General features: G+C 50.7%; 18 protein-coding genes. 8 read left to right on the plus strand and 10 right to left on the minus strand.

The features are described 5' to 3' along the window. The first annotated feature begins 109 nt into the window (after positions 1 to 109). Together Pan161_RS14445 and Pan161_RS14450 are read left to right on the plus strand one after the other, a co-directional pair. Positions 110 to 1,813 (plus strand): serine/threonine protein kinase, encoded by a 1,704-nt coding sequence (locus tag Pan161_RS14445; protein WP_261342979.1) that lies wholly within the window; start codon positions 110 to 112, stop codon positions 1,811 to 1,813. Further along, positions 1,806 to 2,339 (plus strand): adenine phosphoribosyltransferase, encoded by a 534-nt coding sequence (locus Pan161_RS14450; protein ID WP_145228143.1) that lies wholly within the window; start codon positions 1,806 to 1,808, stop codon positions 2,337 to 2,339. Before Pan161_RS14445 ends, Pan161_RS14450 begins: the two co-directional genes overlap by 8 nt. Position 2,340: 1 nt before the next feature. Here Pan161_RS14450 and Pan161_RS14455 read toward each other — a convergent pair whose 3' ends face one another. The 8 genes from Pan161_RS14455 to Pan161_RS14490 form a co-directional block, all read right to left on the minus strand. Further along, a complete protein-coding gene (locus Pan161_RS14455; protein WP_145228145.1) occupies positions 2,341 to 3,138 on the minus strand; it encodes a class I SAM-dependent methyltransferase in 798 nt (265 codons plus the stop codon). Between the two features lie 29 nt (positions 3,139 to 3,167). Further along, complete coding sequence (locus tag Pan161_RS14460; RefSeq protein WP_145228147.1) at positions 3,168 to 4,349, minus strand: hypothetical protein; 1,182 nt, start codon at positions 4,347 to 4,349, stop codon at positions 3,168 to 3,170. 382 nt (positions 4,350 to 4,731) lie between these two features. Next, positions 4,732 to 6,624 (minus strand): hypothetical protein, encoded by a 1,893-nt coding sequence (locus Pan161_RS14465; RefSeq protein ID WP_145228149.1) that lies wholly within the window; start codon positions 6,622 to 6,624, stop codon positions 4,732 to 4,734. A 182-nt stretch (positions 6,625 to 6,806) separates the two neighbouring features. After that, positions 6,807 to 8,033, minus strand: a complete 1,227-nt coding sequence (locus tag Pan161_RS14470; RefSeq protein ID WP_197995873.1) for an amidohydrolase family protein — start codon at positions 8,031 to 8,033, stop codon at positions 6,807 to 6,809. Positions 8,034 to 8,105: 72 nt separating this feature from the next. Beyond that, positions 8,106 to 10,535, minus strand: a complete 2,430-nt coding sequence (locus tag Pan161_RS14475; protein WP_145228153.1) for an ABC transporter permease subunit/CPBP intramembrane protease — start codon at positions 10,533 to 10,535, stop codon at positions 8,106 to 8,108. Between the two features lie 5 nt (positions 10,536 to 10,540). Continuing rightward, on the minus strand, positions 10,541 to 11,302 hold the full coding sequence (locus Pan161_RS14480) for an ATP-binding cassette domain-containing protein (protein ID WP_145228155.1): 762 nt from the start codon (positions 11,300 to 11,302) through the stop codon (positions 10,541 to 10,543). Between the two features lie 156 nt (positions 11,303 to 11,458). Continuing rightward, complete coding sequence (gene mqnC / locus Pan161_RS14485; protein ID WP_145228158.1) at positions 11,459 to 12,589, minus strand: cyclic dehypoxanthinyl futalosine synthase; 1,131 nt, start codon at positions 12,587 to 12,589, stop codon at positions 11,459 to 11,461. Continuing rightward, positions 12,558 to 13,379, minus strand: a complete 822-nt coding sequence (locus tag Pan161_RS14490; protein ID WP_232103741.1) for a menaquinone biosynthetic enzyme MqnA/MqnD family protein — start codon at positions 13,377 to 13,379, stop codon at positions 12,558 to 12,560. The genes mqnC and Pan161_RS14490 overlap by 32 nt, the downstream gene beginning before the upstream one ends. Positions 13,380 to 13,667: 288 nt before the next feature. Here Pan161_RS14490 and proC point away from each other — a divergent pair, with 288 nt between their 5' ends. The 6 genes from proC to Pan161_RS14520 all read left to right on the plus strand — a co-directional run bounded on the left by proC (position 13,668) and on the right by Pan161_RS14520 (position 22,353). Then, positions 13,668 to 14,492, plus strand: coding sequence for a pyrroline-5-carboxylate reductase (gene proC, locus Pan161_RS14495; protein ID WP_145228162.1), 825 nt, complete (start codon positions 13,668 to 13,670; stop codon positions 14,490 to 14,492). Positions 14,493 to 14,723: 231 nt separating this feature from the next. Further along, entirely contained in the window at positions 14,724 to 17,495 is a 2,772-nt protein-coding gene (locus Pan161_RS14500) for a prolyl oligopeptidase family serine peptidase (protein ID WP_197995874.1), read from the plus strand. Positions 17,496 to 17,612: 117 nt separating this feature from the next. Next, complete coding sequence (locus Pan161_RS14505) at positions 17,613 to 18,608, plus strand: metal ABC transporter solute-binding protein, Zn/Mn family (protein WP_145228166.1); 996 nt, start codon at positions 17,613 to 17,615, stop codon at positions 18,606 to 18,608. A gap of 81 nt (positions 18,609 to 18,689) precedes the next feature. Then, positions 18,690 to 19,505, plus strand: coding sequence for a metal ABC transporter ATP-binding protein (locus Pan161_RS14510; protein WP_197995875.1), 816 nt, complete (start codon positions 18,690 to 18,692; stop codon positions 19,503 to 19,505). Beyond that, complete coding sequence (locus tag Pan161_RS14515) at positions 19,502 to 21,016, plus strand: metal ABC transporter permease (RefSeq protein ID WP_145228168.1); 1,515 nt, start codon at positions 19,502 to 19,504, stop codon at positions 21,014 to 21,016. The genes Pan161_RS14510 and Pan161_RS14515 overlap by 4 nt, the downstream gene beginning before the upstream one ends. Further along, positions 21,013 to 22,353 (plus strand): metal ABC transporter permease, encoded by a 1,341-nt coding sequence (locus tag Pan161_RS14520; RefSeq protein WP_145228170.1) that lies wholly within the window; start codon positions 21,013 to 21,015, stop codon positions 22,351 to 22,353. The genes Pan161_RS14515 and Pan161_RS14520 overlap by 4 nt, the downstream gene beginning before the upstream one ends. 27 nt (positions 22,354 to 22,380) lie before the next feature. Here the strand turns inward: Pan161_RS14520 and Pan161_RS14525 are convergent, their stop codons facing one another. Both Pan161_RS14525 and Pan161_RS14530 read right to left on the minus strand, forming a co-directional pair. Further along, complete coding sequence (locus tag Pan161_RS14525) at positions 22,381 to 23,724, minus strand: NAD(P)/FAD-dependent oxidoreductase (protein WP_145228172.1); 1,344 nt, start codon at positions 23,722 to 23,724, stop codon at positions 22,381 to 22,383. 171 nt (positions 23,725 to 23,895) lie between these two features. After that, the gene (locus tag Pan161_RS14530; RefSeq protein ID WP_145228174.1) at positions 23,896 to 25,317 is read right to left on the minus strand and encodes a DUF1501 domain-containing protein; all 1,422 of its coding nucleotides are present in this window, start codon (positions 25,315 to 25,317) and stop codon (positions 23,896 to 23,898) included. Positions 25,318 to 25,359 lie beyond the last annotated feature (42 nt).

Consider the following 25,359-nt stretch of genomic DNA (forward strand, 5'->3'; position numbering starts at 1 on the left):
TCATACACAAAACTTCTCGAATCAGCGGCCACTGGTTCACTCCCCATATCGAGCAACTATCTTGAACACTCACGAACATGAATCCGCTCCGGACAGACTTGGCGAATATTTGATCGAAAAAAAAATTGGCGCTGGTGGAATGGGTTCGGTATATCTGGCCACGAACATTCACAACGATCAACACGTCGCCATTAAAATTCTCCCCAGCGCACTGGCACGGGAGCCGGGATTTGTTGAACGATTTCATCGTGAAATTGAAGCACTGAAGAAGATGCATAATCCGTATGTCATTGAGTTCTATGACAGCGGAGTGGAAAACGACATTTACTATTATGTCATGGAATATGTCGATGGCGAAACATTAACCAAACGACTCCGACGTGAAAAACGCATCGACTGGAAAACAGTCGTCAACATCTCTATCCAGATCTGTTCCGCACTCAAAGCTTCACATGACGCCGGCATCATTCATCGGGACCTGAAGCCTTCCAACCTGATTCTGAAAGACGATAACACTGTCAAACTGGCTGACTTTGGTGTCGCTCAATTATTCGCCACGGAAAAGCTGACCGTAACCGGGGGAATTATCGGCACGGCAGAGTATATGTCACCAGAACAGGCAGAAGGCAAACGTGTTACCCGGCAAAGTGATTTGTATTCCCTGGGCGCGGTGATGTATGTCATGCTCACCGGCAGACCTCCCTTCAGTGGTAAAACGATGCTGGCCATTATTCAAAAACAGAAGTACGGCCAGTTTGATCGGCCCGGCAGATACGTTGATGATCTCCCCATCTGGCTTGAAGAGATTGTCTGCCAGCTACTTGAAAAGGAGCCCCAGAAACGATTTCCGGATGCCTATGTTCTTTCCCGCCGCCTGCAGGAAGTGATCAATAAATATGAGATGTCGACTTCGGATAATACTTATGCACTTTCAGGAAGCGATGATCCTTCTGTGACTCCGACCCTCGTACAATCTGCTTCAGAACCAGAAGCGGGAGCAGGTACGTTGATGCAGGGGCTGATGCGGGCGCAGTTAGAATCAGAGAGTACCGGCTCAAAACTGAGCCAGATCTTCGACAATACTTATTTCCTGCTGGGTATGCTGGCTGTCCTGATCGCCGGGGGCTACTTCTGGTTTCAGGAACGAGAGCTTACTCCTCAGGAAATGTTTTCACAGGGTAAGCAAATTTTGCAGCAGCCCGAAAACCCGGAATGGTATACGGCACGTGACAAATTTCTGTTACCTTTACTGGAATCAGATCCAGAGCAATGGGAAGAAGTTGTCCAACCACTTATGGAACGAATTAAAGTATATGAAATCCGCTCCAGGGCAGGCATGACAGCGAAACGCAGATCACGTACCGGCCCACTAAATGAAACCCAAAGGTTTATGCTGCTGGCACAACACTACCTGGAAACAGGCAATCTGACACAGGCAGAAATCATACTCTCTGCTCTGGTTGATATACTCAAAGAGAATTCAGAGAACGCCGATAATACCAAACAGAACGAAATGCAGGATCTTGCCCAGCAGATGTTGAATGAACTGCAAAATGACTCTTCGCGCACCGCGGAACGATTCATTATGCTCACACAATCCATGGCAAATGCAGATGCACTCGTCAACGAAAATAAATTCGATGAAGCTGCTCGAGTCTGGAAAGCACTGATCATACTCTACGAACAGGACCAGGCACAGGTAGCTAAAGATATGGTCCAGAAAGCCAGACAAAAACTTGAGACTCTGCCCGCACTGAAACAGGCAGCACAAACGAAATCAGACTCTCAGAAAGAGAACACTAATAATGACTGAAGAACTCGACTTGAAGAAATATATTCGTGAAATTCCGGACTTTCCCAAACCGGGAATTTTGTTTCGAGATATCACACCTCTGCTCGCTGAACCCAAAGCATTTCAGGAAGTCACTGATCGCCTGACTGCATACTATCGTGAGAAACAGATCACGGCGGTCCTCGCCGCCGAAGCACGGGGTTTTATTTTCGCAGCGCCCCTGGCACTTGCGTTAGGCGCCCGCTTCATCCCCATTCGGAAGCCGGGAAAACTCCCCTTTGAAACAAAGGCCTTTCATTACGAACTGGAATATGGTTCCGACTCTCTCGAGATGCATACCGATTCCATTCACTCTGATGACCGTGTGTTAATTGTGGATGACCTGCTGGCAACCGGGGGAACCATCGCCGCTTGTATTGAGCTGGCAAAACACTCACAGGCAGAAGTCGTCAGTTGTGCCTTTCTGATCGAACTCGCATTCCTCAACGGACGGGAAAAAATGAATGGCTGTGATGTCTACTCACTCATTCATTATGACGCAGAATAGATCAGGGAACCCAGATCGCAGCCGGCGATTCAACCGATACCTGCTGTGCGATACGCCGTGCTTTGATGCGAACATAAGGCGCGACAAACCGACCTCGATGACGAAAATGCCCCACTGGTGCGCTGGGATCTGCACGTACCGGCTCGCGCAGGTCTTCGATCACGAAACCCTGACGGCACAGCCCACCTACCAGTTGATCCCAGCGGTGCAGGTATTCGGTTGCGCCGTCCTCCCGATAGGACCGGTCATCTGTTTTAGGCAGCGCGCCCTGCTGATAATACTCCAGACCGACCACATATTCATTCTGTTGATCTCGGCTGGTGATCTGTAGACTCGTCGGGGTTTTATGCTGGCTGATATAGAGTCCCCCCGGACGAAGCACGCGTGCCACTTCCCGGTAAACGGCTTCAACTTCAGGAACATAACAACTGCTCACAGGCTGATGTACAATATCAAATTGCGCATCCCGCAACTCAGACAGATCATCCATCGAGGTTTCAACGATTTTTACCTGCAAACCTCGTCTGCGGGCTTCCTGTTCATCCAACTGCAACATTTTGTTACTGAGATCGACGACCGTTACCTGCGCACCCGCTGATGCATAGAGTATGGACTGCCAGCCTCCTCCGGAAGCCAGACAGAGCACATGCTTGCCAGTGACCGATTCAGGCAGCCAGCCACGTGAATCTAACGTCTGTAAAGGAGAGCGACATTCTTCATCGGTCGCGACCTTGGTAAACTGGCTGCGAACCTCCGCGAGTCGATTCCAGGCGGCACGGTTATGGGACAGGTGGGACATGCGGAAGTCTCGATTTCAAATCGGAACAATCAGGATTCCTGAGTCTGCGATTGAGCTTGCGCATCCAGTAACGCGCCGGCAAAAGTGACCAGATCACCTTTGCCACGTGCCACTCGCAGCAACACATCCAAATGGTCTGTTTTGAGACACAGATCGGTGAAGGAAAAAGTATTCGGATCTTCAAATTGACTGAGATACTTCTCCGCCAGTTCGATGGCCCGGTCATCCTGCCCCACGCGCGTCAGCAGATCAATCAACGCGTAAGCGATCATCTGCTTGTCGTCTTCATCCGGTTCCTGATCCAGTTTACTTTCGAAATAGGCAACCCCCATTTTCTGATCATTCTCATCACCCACCAGGGCTTTGAAAAAGTGCATATGTGCCGGATAAAAATCCTCAAATGGAGTCTCTCCCGGATACTGAAACTGGCTGTCTAACCGTGAACCGTATTCACATAATTCAATGACTTTTGACAAGTGGGGGTCATCGTCAGGCAGAAGGCGGGCAAAGCGTACTACTGAATTTAAATGCGAAACATCGATATGATAGCTGCCGGATTCAAACATCCAGTCTCTACCAGCCATCAGCTCCCGCAGATTGTCTGTGGGCGGAGCCATGGGTACCTTCTGTTGAACCTGGTACTGCAAAGACTGCACGAGATCTGCATATAACTGGTCGACCAGCAGGCAGGCAACCTGCTGCCGCTCTTCTGGTTTCAGTTGAGCATTCATCTGGTCAAACACGGTAATCGTGTTACAGATGCCGTTGACCTGCAACATGATCTCAAATCCTTTTTCCGGATTAGCACCCTCATAAACACAAACCTGGATCAGTTCTTCCACTTTATCTTCGTGTACGGTGCGCGGATTGATTTTCTTTAACGCTTCAGCAACCGGTTCGGGTTCCTGAATGGTCTGGAAGTAGAGCCAGGCATCAGAATATTTTTTGTCTGCCAGGAATAAATTACCAACTTGACGGGCAGCATCGATGTAAGCTTCTTCGAATTCTTTCTTTTGACCTTCCGCCACATTATCAAAACTGGTTGGCTGCAGCAGGCTGGTACCAAGCGCCAGTTTTTTCTGCATCAACAGGGCATCAAACAGACGATGATAATTTTTCTGCGTCGTCAGAGTTTCCACCAATCGATCCAAAACTGCTTTCGGTGACTGCTGCTGTAATTCTTCCAAAGCTGCAAAGGCGTCTGCTGACATGATTATTCTCTTGTCCTTGATCGTTTCAGATTAATGATAGACGATTCTTCTATTGAAATTACTGAGAGATCTGTCCGGCTTAATGGTTTTGATCACTCTCCAGTAACCAGTAACAGACCGTTACCCAGCCCGATAACATGATCACACTAACATGGACGGAATTCAATCCACTTATGGTTAGTTCAGTATTTGACAGTCTGGCTTATGACTCACGAGATTGACTGTATCCAAACAGGCTGATTCTCAGTCTTCCCGGGTCAGTAAACAGTAAGTCGACCCAAGTGTGCATTTCAATTTTTCAGAACTCTTATTGTAAGAATTCCGGGCCTCGTTGAGTACCCTGCCACTTCAGAAAGGGAGGAATCGCGCGGTTTCGCTGGCATTACTCTACAAACAGCAGAGGATTCAATTCACCATTCGTGTCAAAGCGTCCGATGACAGATTCGTAGCTGGTATGATGCCCGAGTACCGCTCGCGCATGTTCCGCTTTTTTCAGACTGCGATAGACCAGCAACTGATGTGCCCCGATACGTAACCGATGTCCGGCTGCTTCATCCCGCGAAGAAATTTTTCCTGATTCACTCACGGTCAGTCGAGACCAGTCTGCCGCCTTGCGCTTCAAATCGGGCTCCCAGTCTATGATCAAGGGAACGTATAGCGCCGTTGCTTCGGAAACCTGTTGCTGTAATATTAATTGATGCTGTTCATTAAAGGTCAGGCTGCCTGGCTGGAAGAAGTCCCGCTCCTGAGGCAATCCAATCGGAAAGATTCGTGCCGTCAGCCCTTTGCTTTTGAGTGTCAATTCATGCGTTTCACTGTCTACCATCCCCGTCACTTCTGCGGCAACGGGCAGGATCGAACGATACTCAATGCTGGCAGCTTCTGTCCCTGTCACAATATCGGAGAGAAATGCAAAGTGCTGGTTGCGGGGAAGTAACAACTGACGTTCAAGCCGAAAACCGGAATCCAGGTCCATCTGCAGTTCAAGGTAATCCGCATCTTCATCCGTGTTCCAGCAGACACAGCACCATTCGCCGTCACCCGTCACGATTTCTCCGTTGACGGTCAGTGAAAAATCCCAGGCTCCCTGAAACAGTAATTTACCCATCGCAGTCAGACTGACGACAGGGATTTCAGCGTTCCAGCTGACAACCAGCAGATTGGAAGTATCAGACCAGTAATTTCGCATCAATGCGTAGGCAGCCCAATCTGACTGAGTTGAAACACATTCCTCCGACTGGATAAAGAATCCAGATCGTTTTTTGACTGTTTGCAGTGACTTTAAATATAAACGCTCTGCACTTCTGGACTGCAGTCCTGCGATCTGGGCAGCAGCAGACAATAACTCAAGATGTGAAACAGTATGTGTCGGACAAAGTGCGATCTGACCACTGGCATCGCAGGCCGCAATGATCTTCTCAACGGACAACTGGAAACGATCCAGGGCTTCTCCATCCCATAGATTTTTACCCCAGATCTGGCCCGCGCAGGTCGCCCGTGTTAAGGTCATCAACCAGTAATCAAGCCGGGCGAAGAAGTCTGCGTGAGGGGTTCCATCATTATCAGTCCGATCGAAAAAACTGTCTCGTAAATTCTGTTGACCCAGTTGACGAAAATTCTTTACCCCGGAAATATCCGAGAACAATAAACCGGCACGCCAGGGAACTTCTCCCGATATCAGAGCAACCTGATCTTCGGGTAGCTCCGAAAAATCTGTTTCTTCCAGTTTGAAACAAAGCGTCATGGCAGAATACAGGCAGGTCCTCCAGACACTGATGAGAGCAGCGGGTGCTAATCGATATCCAAGATTCTCCAGTAATTCGATTAATAGTAACAATTCAAAAGGCTGTAATGGATCAGCGGCAGAAATCTGATCAACCCAACCTACCAGCAGGCGACTGATTTCATCCCAGCTCAGTTCAGGAGCTTTTTTCCGTTGAGAGGCTTTGGAACTTTTTTTGAGTTGAACCGGTAGCTTTCTGGCTGATCGAATCAGGTTGATCAAATCTGAAGTGCGACAGGTTTCGTCTACTGAATCATCAGTCCAGAGCGTAGACCACTGCATTTCAGCAGCCAGTTTTCCTGATCGCTTCAGTTTGGCAATGGATTTCAAATTCGCAGACAACCCTTTACAGAATCGACCCAGATCTCCAGACTGAGCACCTTTCATCAGATCGCCCGTCGGCTTCGATTTCCATTGAATGGACTGCAAAAATTCTTCGTCAGAAACAGTAAACAGCTGCTGTGGCACTGCTTGACCAAATTCGATTGACATTGTTTTTTCCATTTGATGGTTCCCCAACAACAACTGAGAATTTCACACCCACGACAGTTGAGATTCAGGTCAGGCTCGCGCTACGCCGAATTGAGATGAAACAAGAACAGGGGTCTGGCCCCTTGATCATTACACAAAATGCGCCGACTGGTGATAATAGGGTAACGGTATTTCCGCCGAAATCAATTGATCCAGACACCATTCAACATGACTCTTGAAACATAGGCCCTGGAATCTAACAAAAGATCACTGCCTGAATCGGGTGCAGAATATTCGGGTAATTGGATGAGAGCCAGATCCGCTCGTTTACCGACAGCCAGCGACCCCAACTCGTCCGACAGTTCCAGCGCGCGTGCGCCCGCTAAAGTACCACATTCCAGAATTAATCCGGTAGAGACCTCCGGAAACGTATCCCGCAGAAACTGTAGTTCTTTCCAGAGACTGAGATCGGGATTTGAGGCCCGACTGTCTGTCCCCAGAGCCACATTGATTCCCTGACTGATCAAACGGTACCAGGGATGGGGGCGATGGCCGAAGTAATGATGAGTGCGCGGGCAGTAAACGACAGAGATCTGGGGAGCCTGCTTCAGAAATTCCATTTCGGCATCACCAAAATAATTTCCATGGACGGCCAGCGCAGAGGTGAGTTCCGCCAGTGGTACGAGGTAATCATACAGACGCATTCCGTCACGCAAAATCTGTGGATCCCAGAGTCCCAGTTCAGATAACAGATCAACAAAGGGCCCCGATTTTTGACTCAAAAACTCCAGTTCATCTTCTGTCTCCGCCAGATGAACAGCGGTGGGTACTCCCTGATCGCGCGCCTGCTGGACCAGATTCAGATACAAATCGGGATTCACACTGTAAGGCGCATGAGGACTCAATCCCAGACCAACGGCATCACCCAACTCCAGGTCCGTTCCCAACTGCAGATATTCTGCTGCGATCTGCTGCTGGTCTTGAATTCGATCTGGTGTGAACCCCAGACATTCCCGAAAAACAACAGCAGACGGCTTTCGATCATCTGCAGACAAGAGCTGCAGGCTCTCAGAACTGGTGGCGATTTCCCCCAGACAGGTCGTCCCGGATGTCAGGCTCTCCTCGATTCCCTGCTGAATCCGCTGACTGGCGGGAATCGAACAGTTGAACCGCGACTGCATGATCGATCGAATCCACTCGGTAAAAGGCCTAGTCGGTCCCAGTGGAGCTTCAAGTTGGCTGAATTCGAGATGCGTGTGCGCGTTCACAAGACCGGGAATCAGGGCAGTGTTGCCCAGATCGACAGCTTGAGGATGCGTCCCTTGATATACGGCGGCAATTCGGGAATCTTCTATTTCAACGACGGCCCGTTCCAGCGGGGGTCCCTCAATAGGAAAAACCCAGCGCGCTGCTAAGATCTGATGTTCCAAAATATCACTTTGACTAATAAACGTTGCTGACAGACAATAATTCGACCGGCTCAAATTATATCAGATCAAAGCTCATTTGGAATCAGTGAGCCTGCGATCGTAAGAAGACAGAGACAACGATTCTGCCGGCTGACCGTGAGCTGGTTTGGTCTGAAGTGTGACCCATCGCAGCAGAACAATCGCGATCACGACACAAATCAGCAGCAATGGCCAGGAATACCGTAAACCATCCGGCTCCATACTGACAAAATACTGCAGGCCATTTTCGGGAACCCATTTTTCAGGCACACGACCTCTGAATACCGAAAGGGAGTTATAGAGAAAATGAAACACGATTCCCGGAAACAGACTGCGACTGTGAACGGCAATCAAACCCAGTGCTAATCCGACCAGGGTTGCATTAAATACCTGCTGGGGAATCATATGCATGGCACCAAAGGTGACACTCGACAGGATAATTGCCAGCCAGGCACGTCCACGTCGACCAAAGCCGCTTAATATGAAACCTCGGAAAGCCAGTTCTTCACAGACCGCCGGTGCCAGCGCAAACGCCAGTAAAATCAGCCAGATGGCCTGATTCGGATCAGACATATCCTGCAGGACAGCAACAGTCCCCTTCGGCAATGCGGGGAAGAACCATCTTAAACTCGAAACCAGTTCCTGTGAAAGTGGATGCAGGGCAAACGCCAGGACAATCGCCACTAGCCAGAAACCGAAGCGAGGCAGATACAGACGAAACGTCTTTCGCATGCTGGTCGTCAGCATAATGCCCATCATCAAAGCCGGAGTCGCGATGATCGCCAGTTGCTGAATCATGAGTAGCTGCATCATTCGCGTCGGGCGTTCTGCAGCGGTCGCCATCTGGATGGCATCGCGCATGGTATTCATGACCGCAAACTGCAGCAGCATAATGATGACAAAACAGAATCCGGCCTCAGAGAAACTGGGCAGGGCGTCTTTGGTGCGCATCAGATGCTTCAACCAGAGCCCGACTTCAAACCGTTCGGCTTCACGGAATAATACATCTTCCCGCTGGAACTGGTCGATCGCCCACCAGAGCGCCAGCAAGCTATATCCGATGCTCGTCACCAGGACCGGAATCGCATAGACATACAAAATACCGGCATTGACCGTCGATAACAGCATCCCCTTCAATAAGAGTGCGACACCGACTACGGGCATCAGACTGTAAAAGGGATTGATTTCCACTGCGGGAGATAAACAAAAGACGGTCAGACCAATTGTGACCATCAATAACGGAGTCAGATAGTATTGACCTTCCTTGCTGCTGCGTGCAAACGTGGCCAGTGACAGACACAATGCACTAAACAGCGCTGAAAGGGGGATCAGTAGGATTACGATCCAGAAGAGAGCCGAAAACGAAGGAAACGACAGATCGCCGATTTTGGAAAGTGCCCCCGTTCCCGCCACATTGACCATATGTTTGCCGGTAAATCCCATACTGGCCAGATTCAGCAACGCCGTCGACACACTGAAAACCAACACTGTTAAAAACTTACCCAGCACGATTTCCGTTCGCTTCGCGGGTGAGATTAACAGCGTTTCCATCGTGCCCCGTTCTTTCTCACCGGCTCCCAGGTCGATCGCCGGATAAAAGGCACCTGTGGCAGCCATGATAATCAACAAGGCTGGAAACAACTTGCTCCAGAGATTCGCTGCCAGCTGGTCATCCTGCGCCAGGTCGATCACTTCCGGATTGATGGGCGTTGGTAAAGAAACGGGAAGCCTGGCTCGGTTCAGCCGGGCACGTAAAATCGCTTTTTCCCACGCATCCATCGCTTCCTGAACCCGGATAAAGGCCAGTTTCGATTTCTCATCGGCTCTGTTTCTCAGAATCAATGGCCTGGACGAAACTGCCGGATCAAAGTCTATTGGCTCATGAAGTGCCAGCTTCGCACTGACTTGCTCCAGTTCTTTTGAAAGTCCCTTTGGTATAATAATCAGAACCTGGATCTTACTTTCAGCAAACTGTTTACTGAGCCGTTCTTTAGTCTCTGTAATTTCGTTGAGAAGCAACTCAGTCTCTTTACTGTCTTCCTTGCCTTTCAACTTGTCCCATTCGTCCAGCAGATTCTGATGCTGTTTCAGCTCCAACTCCAGCTGATGAGCCTGCTTCAGGATCTCTTCACGTTCGGAATTGGTTTCAGACTCTGTAGACTCAGAATCGGGGTTCTCTGTATCTGCAGGTTGACTGTCCGTAATGACGCGCAGTTTGTCGGCATCTGAAGGAATCGTAAACCAGTTGGAAACAAACTGATCCCCGTCCAGTAATTGGGGCTGTTTTGGTAATTCATCGGCTCCCAGCAGGACAACCGTTCGAGGTTGTTCGGAAAACAACACGGTCATCTGCACCATGCCGATACCCATTGCCGGGTAGAGCAGCAGCGGAAGAATTGCCACCATAAACAGAGTGCGGCGGTCGCGCATCTGGTCGCGCAATTCTCGCATTAAGATCAGCTTGATGTTCTTCCACTGTATCATCTGAATTATTGAGCCTTCATCGCCAGCTGGTCTTCATGCTGTTGAATTAAACTGAAGAACAACTCTTCCATATCCGACTCGTGATATTGTTCTTCCAGTTCCGGGATACTACCGATCGCCAGAATTTTTCCTTTGTAAATGACGGCGACGCGATCACATAATTTTTCGACTTCTCTCATAATGTGAGTCGAAAAAATAATGCACTTGCCTTCCTCACGCAGAGCCTCAATCGTTTTCAATACGGCACGTGCCACCAGAACATCTAGCCCCGTGGTGGGTTCATCGAAGATCAGAACCGGGGGATCATGGATGATGGTGCGGGCGATAGACACTTTCTGCTTCATCCCGGTCGACATTTTCGAACCGAGCATGTCCTTGATCTCCTGCATCTGCAGTGTTGTGAAAATGCGATCCAGCCTCTGTTGCAACTCTTGCTCTTCGATGCCATAGAGTCGACCAAAATATTCCACCATTTCCCAGGCAGTCATCCGATCATAGATTCCGGTATTGCAGGACATGAATCCGATCTGGCTGCGCACATCCTGGGGATGGGTCGCCACATCGAAGCCCGCCACAGTCGCCGAACCGCCAGTCGGCTGCAGGACTGTACTCAACATGCGCAAACAGGTTGTTTTACCGGCCCCATTAGGCCCCAGTAATCCAAAGATTTCTCCCGCCTGGACATCAAAGCTCACTGAGTCGAGCGCGACAATGCTGCCGCGACGCAAATCATCGAAACTTTTACTCAGCCCTTCGACGTGAATCATATCCGTCCATTATCCCAAATGCCCGCGTTATTCAGACGATCAGCATCGCGCCAATCAACTGATGAGAGAGGCTCACTTATACGTTATTATTACAGGTAAGCATAGCCTATCATCGCGAATCGGCTGCACTGAGCTGATGGTATGATCAATTTTCTGTCAGTTGAGCACGGGGAGCGGAACGTGACCTGCTCCTTTGGCAGGACCGCTCGAATCAGGATCATCGATATAGTCATAAAAGACATTCCGCTGCCTGGGGATATACCCCGATTCGGTAATACAGCGTCGAATTGTCTCAACAGTCAGATGGTGAGTGGTTCCCGCCTGAGAAACCACGTTCTCTTCAATCATCAGACTGCCCATATCATTCGCACCAAAAAAGAGTGCCATCTGTCCGGTTTTCTCACCCTGAGTGACCCAGGAAGACTGAATGTTCTGGAAGTTATCGAGATACAGGCGACTCACAGCCTGCGTCTTTAAATACTCAAATGCACCCGCGGGTGGGACATAATCCATGTCCGTGTGATCCGGCTGCAGAGTCCAGCAGATGAAAGCGGAAAAACCATGCGTTTCATCCTGTAGTTCCCGCAGACGATCCAGATGTTCGATCCGTTCTGCCAGAGTTTCGATATGACCGAACATCATCGTGGCGCTTGAAATGCCACCCAGTTCATGCCAGACGCGATTCACTTCCAGCCACTCATCGGTGAGGACTTTGCCGCGTGTGATCTCTTTGCGCACACGATCAACGAGAATCTCTCCCCCTCCTCCCGGCACACTTCCCAGCCCAGCGGCTTTGAGCCGTACCAGCACTTCGCGCAGGGACAGCTTATTGACTTTTGTAAAATGATGAATTTCGGGAGGGCTGAAACCATGGACATTCACGGTAGGATAGCGTTCACGCAGATCCCGCAGCAGATCCTCATACCACTCCAGTTTCAGCGTCGGATGCAGGCCTCCCTGCAGGAGAATCTGATCCCCGCCCAGTTCAATCGTCTCTTCAATCTTCTGATACAACTGCTCGGGCTTGAGAACATAGACTTCCGGAGATTTGGGATTGCGGTAGAAGGCACAGAAATCACAGACGGCCGTACAGGAGTTGGAATAGTTAATATTCCGATCAATATTGTAAGTACGATACGGTTCCGGATGCAGGCGTTTTGTGACTTCATTAGCCGCACGACCAAGCGCAACCAGATCGTGAGACTCCATCAGCTTGAGTCCCTCTTCTCGATTCAGACGTTCGCCAGCAACGGCTTTATCCAGCAGAGATGCAATTTCGGAAGACAAGAGGAACCCCCTCGGGCGCAAGTCCCGTTTTAATAGCTAATTCTTGAAACAAATGTAACCCGCAACATTCCGCAGGTCCCAGGTAAAAACTCAAATTATTCTTCAGGTAACTTTCGGCCACCGATTCATCAATGCCCAGCTTCGGCGCTTCCCGACGGGCTATCTCATCCAACAGTGTCACACCTTTATCCCGTGCCTGGCACAACGCAGCTTCCAGCGCTCCAGTTTCCTGATCGCGTCGAACCGCCCACATCGCAAACACAAACGGGAGACCTGTCCACCGTAACCACTCTTCTCCCAGATCCCAGGTTGCCACAAAACTCGTCTCCGGGGTATGGATCGCACGATCGCCGATCAATAAAATCGCGTCAGCGGTACTGGCATCAATTGTCTGTTCGATGGGCAGCGGCTCAACTTCCGGATAAACGCCATACTGTTCCGCCAGCATGATACGAACCAGAGTCGCACTCGTCCGGGACCCCATATCCAAAGCCAGTCTTTTGATTTGCCCCAGAGGAACCCTGCTATACATCTTAACACTCAAAACCGGCCCCTGTGTCGCGACACAGGCGTTGGAAATGATTTCGTATTCGGAACTCCGGATCACTTCAATTGAAGGGATTAATCCAACGTCGATCCGCCCGGCAGCCAGATCATCCGCCAGCAGACTGGGATAATCCAACATCAGTTCCGCATTTTCGGCAAGCTCTTCCAGATCTTCAATCAAGGGCTTCGAGTTGAGATAGGAGACCGCCCCCACGCGAATTGGGGGTGGAATCAAGTCAGACATTATCGTTTGGCTTTCATTTCCGGTTGCATTGTCCAACTTATTATAGCCAGCAATCTTCATCTCGCAATTAGCTCACACTATGGTAATTCTTCCAGAGAACGCACTCTGGTGCACATTCTGACTGTTGGTGTTATAATTCCGTACGTAACTCGACTTACATTATCCTATTCTAGCAGTTTATGCCCCCGCAATCAGGGAATATCCACTTGAAAATTCAAGGACAGTCCAAATTTGGCGTCCTTTCGAAGGTGAGAACCACAACAACAGGCAGCAGAAAGCAGCAACAGTATGACAAAACAGAGCCTCTCCAAAGTCGGCTTCATTGGAGCTGGTCGTATGGCAACCGCTCTTGCAGGGGGATTAATATCATCCGGATTCACAACAAAAGACCATGTCTGTGCCAGCGACACTTACGAAGCAGCCAGTCATAATTTTGTTCAGCAGACCGGTGCGCGGTCCGTTTCAACCAATCAGCTGGTCTTAGAACAATCAGATATCATCATCCTCTCAGTCAAACCCCAGCAGATTCCCGACGTGCTTCAGGAAATCAAATCCTCTGTGACCAGCCAGCATCTCCTGATTTCCATCGCCGCCGGCTGCCCGCTGTCGCTGTTTCTGGACACACTGGGAAAATCCACTCGCATGATCCGCGTGATGCCCAATACCCCCTGCCTGGTCAAGCAGGGGGCGTCTGCATTCGCTCGTGGCGGACAGGCATCGACAGAAGATGCGAAGCTGGTTGAGTCATTACTTGCGACAGTGGGCATCGCGTTTGAAGTCCCCGAGTCACAACTTGACGCGGTCACCGGTCTGTCAGGCAGCGGCCCCGCTTATATCTACCAGGTGATCGAAGCCCTCAGTGATGGCGGCGTCCGCGTAGGTCTGCCTCGACATATCGCCACTCAACTGGCTGCTCAAACGGTCAAAGGGGCAGCCGAGATGGTGCTGCAGACAGGAGAACATCCAGGCACACTCAAAGATGCGGTCACCAGCCCCGGCGGAACGACGATCGCCGGGATTCATGCACTGGAAGCCGGCGGATTAAGAAACAGCCTGATGAACGCAGTCAGCGCGGCTACCAATCGTTCAATGGAACTTGGGAATGAAAAATGATGTCATTGAACTGAATTCTGAAATTCGTTTTTTTAGACCAGACGTTCTTTAATATTGTTAACCAACTTGTGCTGACTGTATCCACGTCTCAAAATAAAAAGATGTCTTCAGAGTAAGATCAGATTGGTATGGCGTGGCGCCTGCTCAAGTCCCTCCATTCAATCTTGACCCCTTGAAGACATGACAACAGCTTTGAATCACACCCGCCTGCATCCACCGGGAGATACAACTATGTTTCGCCAGTCTGTCCGTGTCACTCTGTTGCTTTCCTGCCTCTTACTGACGGGGATCCCCCTCGCACAGGCAGCGGAACCCGATTTGAAGAGCCTGTTGTCTCAGCCGGTTCTGGAAAATGACCTTTCCTGGAAAGAAGTGCAGACCTTCATTGCACCACGGGTTCCCGGGATGCCGGAAATCAGTAGCGTTGAGGAATGGGAAAAATATATTTCGCAAGTCCGCAGTAATGTGCTCAATAAAGTGGTCTTTCGGGGTGAAGCAACAAAATGGCGCGACACTAAATTGAAAGTCGTCTGGCTCGAAACCATCGCAGGCGGCCCGGAATATAAAATCCAGAAATTACGCTTTGAAGCACTGCCCGGTTTGTGGGTACCCGCACTCCTCTATATCCCCAACGACCTGACAGGCAAAGTCCCTGTCGTCATGAATGTGAATGGCCACGATCGTAACGGGAAAGCAGCCGACTACAAACAGGTTCGCTGTATCAACCAGGCGAAGCGGGGCATGCTGGCACTCAACATCGAATGGCTGGGCATGGGCCAGTTGAACGTTTCCGGTTTCACACATTATAAAATGAATCAACTGGATCTGTGTGGTACGAGTGGACTGGCCCCCTTTTATCTGTCGATGAAACGTGGCCTTGATGTCCTCTTATCACACCCTCATGCAGACCCGGAACGGGTTGCGGTCGCTGGTCTTTCAGGTGGTGGCTGGCAGACCATCTTCATCAGTTCGCTGGATGAACGGGTGACTCTTTCCAATCCGGTCGCCGGATATTCCAGCTTCCTGACGCGTGTTTATCACACAAAAGATCTGGGCGACTCCGAACAGACCCCTAACGATTTAGCCGTCTATGCTGACTACACCCATTTAACAGCAATGCGGGCCCCCCGCCCCACCCTGCTCACAAACAACTCCAAAGACAACTGCTGCTTTGAATCCGGATATGCACAGCCGCCACTGTTAAAGGCCGCTTTCCCGATCTTTAAACTCTACGACAAAGAAAACAATCTACAGAAACATGTCAACGATGATCCCGGCGATCACAATTTCCTGAAAGACAATCGCGAAGCGCTCTACCGCATGCTGTCGGCTCACTTTTCCGAACCCGGTAACCCCTTACCAGTCAAAGAAATGGAATGTAACGCTGAACTCAAAACAGCAGATGAACTCAAAGTCGAGCTGCCCGCAAACAATGCCGACTTCCATACACTGGCTCTCAAGCTCTGCCAGAATCTGCCGCGACGTACGAAAAGCACTCCTGAAAAACAGCGCGCTGCACTCAAGCAGGTCGTGCACTTCAGACCTGCTGACACTCCACTCGATGCCACACAAACCAGCCAGACGACAGCCGGCAAAACGACTGTCACATTCTGGAAACTGAAGATTGATCAAAACTGGACCGTCCCTGCTGTCGAATTTTCCAATGGCGATTCTGAATCAACAACCATCCTTGTTGCAGACGCAGGTCGAAAAAGCCTGGAAAAACAGGTCGAAAAATTGCTGGCACAAGGCGAAACAGTTCTCGCCGTCGATCCCTTTTACTTCGGCGAATCAAAAATCAGCCAACGCGACTTTCTGTATGGACTGCTGGTTGCCGCTGTGGGAGAACGCCCATTGGGAATTCAGGCCGGCCAGTTAACATCGATTGCACACTGGTTACACGACCAGAAAAAGCAGACGTCTGTCAAGATCCAGTCTGTCGGCCCCCGCAGCAGCCTGTTTTCACTCGTAGCAGCGGCCATCAATCCAGAGGTCTTTTCCAGCGTGCAGTTACAAGGCTCATTCGGTTCTTTGAAAGAAATCATTGAACAGGATCAATCTGTCAATCAGTCGCCGGAGCTCTTCTGCTTTGGATTGCTGAAGCAGTTCGACATCAAGGACCTGGTCGCCCTGGCAGGGAAAGACAAGGTAAATTTTATTGATCCCAGCGAGCGTGTCAAACAGGAGCTGTCTCAGGTCCAGGTAAAAAAAGACCTCGATTATCTGGGAGAAGGACGCAGCGAAAAGCTGGACCTGTATCTGCCCGATCCTCAATTTCAGAGCGGCCCTTATCCCGCTGTTGTAATCATTCACGGCGGTGGCTGGCATGGCGGCGATAAAGCAGCCCGCCGCGAGTTGAACATCGGAAACAATCTGGCGAAAGCCGGTTATGTCTGCGCCAGTATTAATTATCAACTCGCGGAACGGCACTCCCGGTTTACCGACAATCTCAAACAGGTTTGGCCCGGTCATCTGCAGGACTGTAAAACGGCGGTCCGCTATTTAAGGAAACATGCTAAACAATATCAGATAGACACCGACCATATCGGTGCAATAGGCGGTTCAGCGGGAGGTCATCTGGTCGCCATGCTGGCCGTGACCGGCGATGACCCCCAACTCGATCCCAAAGGACCCTACGCCGATTTCTCTACGCGGATTCAGGCAGTCGTCCCCATGTATGGTGCACATGACCTGATTGCCCTGGCTAAATCACGCGACCTGTTGGACTCTTTTACGGATGAGGAGAAAGAACTCAGCCAACAGGCTTCTGCCGTATCACATCTCACGAAAGACGATCCTCCCTTTCTGATTTTACACGGAACAAAGGATACGACCGTCCCCCTGGAACAGTCAAAACGACTGCAATCGGCACTCCAGAATGAAAACATGCCCTCAGAACTGCTGATTATTGAGGGTGCCCCACACAGTTTTCATCTGCAACCCAGCCAGCAGGATCTCAGACCTGCCGTAATCGGTTTCTTTGATCGCTACCTGAAACCCTGAGCACGACGCATCCCACTGGAGTTGACACAATTAGGGACTGTGTTAGAATAAAACAGAATGTAGCCTAGGCTACATTTAACAGTCACTTTACCCCCAACCCGTTCCTGGAGTTAATCAATGCGAAAGCTTCTCGCTTTCAGTCTCATACTGGGCCTGCTGGCAGGTTGTCAGTCCAAACAGGATGCGGTTTCTGACCAATCCTCGGACCAACAGCAGTCAGGGAAGCAGTTAAACTACCCGATTCCAGTAGCCGCGACGGTCGGCATGGTGGCTGATCTCGTCAAAAATGTAGGACGCGAATATGTAGCCGTAACGCAAATCATGGGTTCGGGTGTCGACCCCCACATGCACAAAGCCAGCCGTGACGATGTACAGACCATCATGAATTCCGACATGATCTTCTATTCCGGTCTGATGCTGGAAGGCAAAATGGCAGACACCCTGATCAAGGTCGCGCGCACCAAGCCAGTCTTTGCTGTCACCGAACTGATCGATCCGAAATCACTACTGGAGCCCGACGATTTTAACGGACACTATGACCCCCACGTCTGGATGGATGTCGCGACCTGGTCGCTATGTGTTGATGCAGTGAAAGATGCATTGAGCCAGTATGACCCCAGACATGCTGATATCTATCAGAAAAATGCCGACGAATATAAACAGCAACTCAAAACTCTGCATGAGTATGGGCTTAAAACGATTAAGTCCATCCCGGAAAACAGTCGAATTTTAATCACTTCACACGATGCCTTTAATTATTTTGGACGCGCGTATGGACTGGAAGTGCTGGGCGTCCAGGGAATCTCAACGGAATCGGAAGCCGGTCTGAAACGCATTAATGAACTCGTGGATCTGCTGGTCGCCAAAAATGTGAAAGCCGTCTTTGTGGAGAGCAGTGTTTCTAAAAAGAACATCACAGCATTAATTGATGGTGCCAGAGCGCAAGGACATGAAATAGTAATTGGCGGCGAGCTGTTTTCAGATGCCATGGGAGAAGCAGGCAGCTATGAAGGGAGTTACACGGGCATGCTCGACCATAATTTCACAATCGTTGCCCGGGCACTTGGCGGCACCGCTCCGGAAAAAGGTATGCAGGGAAAACTCACTCCGTGATTCAACTTAAGCAGCTCACTTCCCGATTGTTTTGAACCATTTTCACTTCAATCATTCATTCAACGAAAAAATATTAAGCTTATGAATATCAGCGAGAGTTCTTTACCAGATCAGCAAAACGATGCTTCAACTGCTGAGATACCGCTCTCTGTCTATGATCTCACCGTCGCATACCACCGGAAACCGGTGATCTGGGACGTCAGCTTTGATATTCCTCCGGGAAAGCTGATTGGAATCATCGGGCCGAATGGCGCAGGGAAAAGTACGCTACTCAAAGCCATTATGGATCTGATCCCCAAAGCGTCCGGGCGGGTTCAGGTTTTTGGCAAGTCCTATCAGAAAAACCGGCAACGCGTGGGGTATGTCCCCCAGCGCGAAAGTGTCGACTGGGATTTTCCCGTGGATGCCCTGGATGTAGTGACCATGGGACTCTACAAAGAAATTGGCTGGTGCCTGCCTGTTCGCAAGAAACACAAAGACCGAGCCATGGAAGCCCTGAACCGTGTAGGAATCGCCGACTATGCCCGCCGCCAGATCAGCCAGCTGTCGGGTGGACAGCAACAGCGAACCTTTCTGGCCCGCGCCCTGGTGCAAAACGCCGATCTCTACCTGATGGACGAACCATTTGCAGCCGTCGATGCGGCCACAGAGAAAGCCATCGTCCAGATTCTCCAGGAAATGAAGGAGTCTGGCAAAACGGCCCTGGTGATCCATCATGATCTGCAGACCGTTCCCGAGTATTTTGATTATGTCATCCTGCTGAATATGCGGGTAATTGATCATGGCTTGACCGCGGATGTTTTCACACCCGAAAATCTGCAGAAAACGTATGGCGGCAGACTGACCCTGCTGGAAGAAGCGACCGAAACAATGCGACGCCGGGAGCAGTCTTTATGAGACTGTTTGTAATTGTATTTCTTCTGATGAGTCTCTGCCCTCATGCAGCGCTGCTCGCAGCCGACGGAGCGGAATCACCTGCTTCACAGAGATCCATTACAGACCGCAGCATCTCCATACCTGAATGGAAAGACTGGAGACGCGTTTTCTTTCTGGAAGACTATAACACCCGCATTGTCATTCTGGGAACGACGTTACTCGGCATGTCCGCCGGCATGATCGGCAGTTTTGCCCTGCTCAGAAAACGGGCGCTGATGGGCGATGCGTTAAGCCATGCCACTCTGCCCGGTATCGCCCTTGCTTTTATCCTCGCAACATCACTGGGCATGAATGGAAAAACACTGCCTGTGCTGCTGTCAGGAGCTGCCATCAGCGGGTTACTGGGTATCGCATCCATCCTGCTGATTCGCAATTTAACCCGCTTAAAAGAGGACGCCGCCCTGGGTATCGTACTCAGCGTTTTTTTTGGAGCAGGCGTCGCATTACTGGGAATCGTCCAGCAGATGCAGACAGGACACGCGGCGGGACTGGAATCATTTATCTATGGCAAGACTGCCTCCATGGTTGCCAGTGACGCCTGGCTGATTGGTAGCGCGGGACTGACCTGTATGCTGATTTCCATTCTCCTGTATAAAGAACTCACACTACTCTGTTTCGACGAAGGCTTTGCCCACTCGCGTGGCTTTCCCGTCGTCTTGCTCGACATGATCCTGATGGGACTGGTGGTGGTGGTGACCATCATCGGCCTGCAGGCCGTCGGCCTGATTCTGATGATTTCGCTACTGGTGATTCCACCTGCTGCCGCTCGTTTCTGGACAGAAAAGATCTTTTACCTGTCTCTCGTTGCCACAATCCTCGGCGCGTTGAGCGGCATGATTGGCTCCGCCATGAGTGCGATTTTTCCGAATCTACCTTCCGGAGCGATGATTGTACTGGTGGCAACCAGCATGTTTCTGGTCAGTATGATTTTCGGCGTTCCCCGGGGAATTCTGATCCGCAAGCTCAGGCGCTATCAGCTTAATAGAAAAGTGGATCGACAACACCTGCTGCGCAGCATCTATGAATACCTGGAAGCACACAATATGCTGACAGAAAAAAACACTATGGAAGACAAGTCCGTCCCCATAGCGACCCTCTCCCGGATGCGCAGCTGGTCGCCAACGAAGCTCCACAAAATCATCCAACGTGCCGGACAGGATGACTTAATTGAGACCGATTCCGGTGATCAGATACGTCTGACGGTGCCTGGCCTTAGCGAAGCCGCACGCGTTGTCCATGAGCATCGACTGTGGGAACTGTATCTCATCACCTATGCCGACGTGGCTTCAAGCAAGGTCGATCGGGACGCTGATGCGATCGAACATGTACTGGAACCGGAAGTCATTTCTGAACTGGAAGCATTACTGATCCAACAGGCATCCACAGAAATCTTACCAAGCCCCCACACCCTTGAGATCAAGCTGGAGAACATTAATTCGCCAGACTCTCATTCCCGGAGGCCTGGTTCATGAACGTGTTGAGAGATGCATTGAGCCAGTGGAACTGGTATCTGGATGGCTGGATCATTGTTGCAGGAATTTTATGCTCTGTCGCAACGGCTTTGCTGGGAAATTTCCTGGTCTTGCGAAAAATGAGCATGCTGGGGGATGCGATCACCCATGCCATTCTCCCCGGTCTCGCTGCTGCTTTTTTTATCAGTGACAGCCGCAGCAGTCTGCCGATGTTTGCTGGTGCCGTCATCGCAGGTATTTTAACGGCACTGTTCACAGAGTGGATTCGTGGCTTTGGTAAAGTGGACGAAGGCGCTGCCATGGGAGTGGTCTTCACGTCTCTGTTCGCGCTGGGCCTGGTCATGATTGTTCAGGCTGCGGATCATGTTGACCTGGATCCCGGCTGCGTACTCTATGGAGCCATCGAACTAACCCCCCTGGATACGGTACTGATCGCTGGCTGGAAAATCCCCCGCGTTGTCGCCGTGCTCTCCATCGTCCTGTTGATCAACCTGCTGTTTGTGGTCTGCTTTCTCAAAGAACTCAAACTCAGTTCATTCGATCCGGCACTCGCAACGACCACGGGATTTAATGCCACGCTGATTCACTATACCCTGATGACGCTGGTCGCCATCACAGCGGTCGCCAGTTTCGAGACGGTCGGCAATATTCTTGTCGTGGCCATGTTTGTGGTGCCGCCCGCCGCTGCGTACATGCTCACGGATCGACTGGGGCGGATGATCGTCCTCAGTGTCATCCTGGCAATAATCGCAGCCATCACGGGGCACATCAGCGCCATTACCGTGCCCCACTGGTTTGGTTATGGAAGTACTTCAACTGCCGGCATGATGGCAGTCACGGCAGGTCTGCTGTTTGTGCTGGCGGCATTGCTTGGTCCCCGGCATGGAATCCTGATCATTTTTATTCGCCGCCAGTTCCTGTCGTGGAAGATTCTCGCAGAAGACATCATCGCGTTGATGTATCGTATTGAAGAACGTGACCCGGACCGTAAACCAGATGCCGGTTATCTGCGCGAGATTTTGTTCTCCCGTTCATTACCTACCAGTCTCACACTCCGCTATCTGACCAATCGAGGACAGATTACCGGCACGAACGGTTATTATAAACTGACGGAAACAGGTCGCGACCAGGCGCGTCAACTGGTTCGCTCACATCGGCTCTGGGAACACTACCTCGTCGAACACGCGGGCATGTCCACTGAAACGATTCACAGACAGGCTGAACGCCTGGAACATTTCACTGATCGCCAGTTACGTGAAAAACTGAATGAGGATACACTTAATACCGATCAGGACCCGCATGGCAGTCCCATTCCCCCCGAAGAGTTCTCCGACTGACTGACCTGCCGGAATCATCTCGATCGATCAATGCTCTGAAGGAACAGGGACTTCCTCTTCGCTCTCTGTTACCGACTCCTGTTCTTCAGCAGGACTCCAGCCACGCTCAACAATCAGTCGTGCACCACGTCTGAAACTGAGATAGGACCAGGCCCACTGCATCACGACCAGTACGCGGTTTTTAAATCCTGTAAGATAAAAGATGTGTACGACGAGCCAGACAACCCAGGCAAAAAAACCAGTCAGCTTGAGCCGTCCCATTTCCACAATCGCCCGACTGCGGCCAATTGTAGCCATCTGACCTTTGTCCCGAAAATGGAACTTACTACGTGCCTTGCCTTTGACTTCATTGCGAATCGTTTTCCCGATAAATCGCCCCTGCTGTAAAGCAACGGGAGCCGTTCCCGGTAGCGGACTGCCAGTCTGATGCGTATAACTGGCCTGGTCGCCGGCCACGAATACATTCGAATATCCTTCCAGGCTCAAATCCGGTTCGACCAAAACGCGACCACGATTATCAACGTGCATGCCTCCTGCCTGCCCGAGCTCAGAAGCCTCGACTCCCGCAGCCCACAACACGGTGGCAGCGCGAATCCGCTCTTCCCCTAACTCTACTCCCTCATCATTGATATTCGTTACCACAGATGAGGTCCAGATCTGAACCCCCAGCTTCTCCAGGTCCCGAGCTGCCCGGTTAGACTGCTGCTCGGAAAACATGGGTAAGATCCGTGGTCCCGCTTCCACCAGAATCACGCGGGTGTGGCTGGGATTGATCCGGCGAAAATCCCGGGAAAGAGTAAAACGACTCATCTCCCCGATGGCTCCTGCCAGTTCGACGCCCGTGGGACCTCCACCTACGATGACGTAAGTCAGAAGCTTCTTTTGTTCATCCGGGTCGGTAACGCGTTCCGCATGCTCGAACGCAGACAGCACACGCTTGCGAATTTCGGTTGCCTGGGAAATCGTCTTCAAGCCGGGAGCATACTTTTCCCACTCATTGTGTCCGAAATAACTGTGCGTCGCACCGCAGGCCAGTACCAGATAATCAAATTCGAGCTCACCGAAATCAAATTTGACTTTTTGACCGGGAAGATCAATCGACTCGGCTTCCCCGAGTAAAACATTGGTATTGCGATATGCTGAGAGCAGGCTGCGAATGGGGGTAGCAATATCCGCTGGACTGAGTCCGGCCATCGCTACCTGATAGAGCAATGGTTGAAATAAGTGATAGTTATGGCGATCCACCAGAGTGACTTCCACTCCGGCAACTCCCCCCAGTTCCAGTGCCGCGTTCAATCCGGCAAAACCACCGCCGATGATCAGTACCCGTCTGGTGTCGGACTTGCTTTGAGGGTTCTGTAATGTATTCATTTCACTTGTTTTTTTGACAGGACGATCCATTCAATCAGACAGAAGTAAGCGCCCCTTGATGCCGATTAAGAAAACACACTATAGCCATTCTAGTCGATTCGTCTACGCACACAAAATATCTTATTGAAAAATCGAGCCGATCTGCTCTGAAACAATAATTTCTACTGAATTTCAGGCGAGAATCTCATGAATCACTTCGCCATGCACATTCGTCAGGCGACGTTCGATTCCGTTGTGATACCAGGTGAGACGGGTATGGTCGATCCCCAGCAAATGGAGCACAGTAGCGTGATAATCGTGCCAGGCAATCGGCTTTTCGACGGATTTCCAGCCAAATTCGTCGGTCGCACCGTAACTGATGCCATGTTTGAGCCCGCCGCCTGCCATCCAGACCGAAAAACCATTCATATTGTGGTCTCGACCGGTACCGACCTTATCTGAAGCAGATTGGGTAAACGGAGTCCGCCCAAACTCTGTGGAAAATAGAACCAGAGTGTCATCCAGCATGCCCCGCTGCCTCAAATCCTGAAGTAAACCCGCAATGGGCTGATCGATGCGGGCTGCCTCGCGAAGATGATTCCTTTTGACATCTTCATGACCGTCCCAGTTGATGCGCGGTGCTCCAAACGGGCCTCCGGAAAACAATTGTACAAAGCGAACTCCTTGCTCAAGTAAGCGTCGCGTCAGCAGGCAGTTACGGGCAAAAGGAGCTGTCACTTCGGAATCAAAACCGTAGAGAGATTGCGTGGCCGGAGTTTCAGCAGACAAATCAGTCACCCTGGGGACTGCCAACTGCATTTTCGCTGCTAACTCATGACTGCGAATCCTGGCTTCCAGATCGCTGTTAAAGCCCATCCGTTCGAGATGCTTTTGGTTGAACTGGTTTAACAATTGCCGACTGGCTGTTTCAGTCGTTTTCGAGATTTTTCGCTCAGGGAATAAATCACGAATCGCCGGCCCCTTTGACTGAAATGGTACCCCCTGATGCAATGCAGGTAAAAAACCATTCGACCAGTTGATCGTTCCTGCAGCCGGATAACCGCGTACATCAGGCAGAACCACAAATGAAGGCAATTCATCGGTTTCACATCCCAGCCCGTACGAAAGCCAGGACCCCAGCACCGGAAACCCATTCAAACGAAAACCCGTGTTTTCCTGAAAGGTGGCTGGCGTGTGATTGGCGGAATCTGCCTTCATCGATCGCAACAGTGTTAACTCATCTGCCTGTGCCGCTATGTGTGGAAACAGCTCGGAGATCCAAAGTCCACTCTCTCCGCGCTGACGGAACTCGAAATCATTTTTGCGTAACAGACCGACTTTGCCAAAAAAGGTCTCCGGCGTTTTATCGGTGGGCATCGTCTTGCCATGTAAATCTTTGAGCGCGGGTTTGTAGTCAAAGGAATCCAGATGACTTAGCCCTCCGATCAGACAAATATGGACGACTCGTTTAACCCGCGGCGGAAAATGAGTCCCGGGTGAATCATTTTTGACTGACTCGGCAGATGCGAGTGGTTTCTGATGTAACAGCAAATCCATGAGAGCGGTTCCCGCCAGCCCTGTCCGCGCCCAGGAAAAGAATTGACGGCGTGACATTGCATCGGGACCAGATACTGCTTCTGATGGAACTGTTTTCTG

It is taken from the genome of Gimesia algae (assembly GCF_007746795.1).
Classification (GTDB): domain Bacteria; phylum Planctomycetota; class Planctomycetia; order Planctomycetales; family Planctomycetaceae; genus Gimesia; species Gimesia algae.

Bases quoted from the DNA above. Each gene is read 5' to 3' on its own strand.
- Pan161_RS14450 (WP_145228143.1), top strand. From the start codon at position 1,806: ATGACTGAAGAACTCGACTTGAAGAAATATATTCGTGAAATTCCGGAC.
- Pan161_RS14455 (WP_145228145.1), bottom strand. From the start codon at position 3,138: ATGTCCCACCTGTCCCATAACCGTGCCGCCTGGAATCGACTCGCGGAG.
- Pan161_RS14460 (WP_145228147.1), bottom strand. From the start codon at position 4,349: ATGTCAGCAGACGCCTTTGCAGCTTTGGAAGAATTACAGCAGCAGTCA.
- Pan161_RS14465 (WP_145228149.1), bottom strand. From the start codon at position 6,624: ATGTCAATCGAATTTGGTCAAGCAGTGCCACAGCAGCTGTTTACTGTT.
- Pan161_RS14475 (WP_145228153.1), bottom strand. From the start codon at position 10,535: ATGATACAGTGGAAGAACATCAAGCTGATCTTAATGCGAGAATTGCGC.
- Pan161_RS14480 (WP_145228155.1), bottom strand. From the start codon at position 11,302: ATGATTCACGTCGAAGGGCTGAGTAAAAGTTTCGATGATTTGCGTCGC.
- Pan161_RS14490 (WP_232103741.1), bottom strand. From the start codon at position 13,379: ATGTCTGACTTGATTCCACCCCCAATTCGCGTGGGGGCGGTCTCCTAT.
- proC (WP_145228162.1), top strand. From the start codon at position 13,668: ATGACAAAACAGAGCCTCTCCAAAGTCGGCTTCATTGGAGCTGGTCGT.
- Pan161_RS14500 (WP_197995874.1), top strand. From the start codon at position 14,724: ATGTTTCGCCAGTCTGTCCGTGTCACTCTGTTGCTTTCCTGCCTCTTA.
- Pan161_RS14505 (WP_145228166.1), top strand. From the start codon at position 17,613: ATGCGAAAGCTTCTCGCTTTCAGTCTCATACTGGGCCTGCTGGCAGGT.
- Pan161_RS14510 (WP_197995875.1), top strand. From the start codon at position 18,690: ATGAATATCAGCGAGAGTTCTTTACCAGATCAGCAAAACGATGCTTCA.
- Pan161_RS14515 (WP_145228168.1), top strand. From the start codon at position 19,502: ATGAGACTGTTTGTAATTGTATTTCTTCTGATGAGTCTCTGCCCTCAT.
- Pan161_RS14520 (WP_145228170.1), top strand. From the start codon at position 21,013: ATGAACGTGTTGAGAGATGCATTGAGCCAGTGGAACTGGTATCTGGAT.
- Pan161_RS14525 (WP_145228172.1), bottom strand. From the start codon at position 23,724: ATGAATACATTACAGAACCCTCAAAGCAAGTCCGACACCAGACGGGTA.
- Pan161_RS14530 (WP_145228174.1), bottom strand. From the start codon at position 25,317: ATGTCACGCCGTCAATTCTTTTCCTGGGCGCGGACAGGGCTGGCGGGA.